Source organism: Duganella sp. BJB476 (genome assembly GCF_003416895.1).
Lineage (GTDB): Bacteria > Pseudomonadota > Gammaproteobacteria > Burkholderiales > Burkholderiaceae_D > Rugamonas.
On the sequence record NZ_QVIO01000030.1, the window covers coordinates 1 to 765 of the forward strand.

Annotated in this window: 1 rRNA gene; it reads left to right on the forward strand. The window is 51.9% G+C overall.

The features are described 5' to 3' along the window. Positions 1-740 (forward strand): 23S ribosomal RNA (locus tag D0T21_RS31500); the annotation flags it as partial. Positions 741-765 lie beyond the last annotated feature (25 nt).

The following is a 765-nucleotide window of genomic DNA, read 5'->3' on the forward strand; positions in this document are numbered from 1 at the left end:
CCTTGAAATACCACCCTGGTTCATTTGAGGTTCTAACCTTGGCCCGTTATCCGGGTCGGGGACAGTGCATGGTAGGCAGTTTGACTGGGGCGGTCTCCTCCTAAAGTGTAACGGAGGAGTTCGAAGGTACGCTAGTTACGGTCGGACATCGTGACGATAGTGCAATGGCATAAGCGTGCTTAACTGCGAGACTGACAAGTCGAGCAGGTACGAAAGTAGGACATAGTGATCCGGTGGTTCTGTATGGAAGGGCCATCGCTCAACGGATAAAAGGTACTCTGGGGATAACAGGCTGATTCCTCCCAAGAGTTCATATCGACGGGGGAGTTTGGCACCTCGATGTCGGCTCATCACATCCTGGGGCTGTAGCCGGTCCCAAGGGTATGGCTGTTCGCCATTTAAAGTGGTACGTGAGCTGGGTTTAAAACGTCGTGAGACAGTTTGGTCCCTATCTGCCGTGGGCGTTGGAAATTTGAAGGGGGCTGCTCCTAGTACGAGAGGACCGGAGTGGACAGACCTCTGGTGTACCGGTTGTCACGCCAGTGGCATTGCCGGGTAGCTAAGTCTGGAAGAGATAACCGCTGAAAGCATCTAAGCGGGAAACTTGCCTTAAGATGAGATTTCCCAGAGCCTTGAGCTCTTTGAAGGGTCGTTCGAGACCAGGACGTTGATAGGTCAGGTGTGGAAGTGCAGTAATGCATTAAGCTAACTGATACTAATTGCCCGTACGGCTTGTCCCTATAACCTTAGCAGGTTATGGTGAAT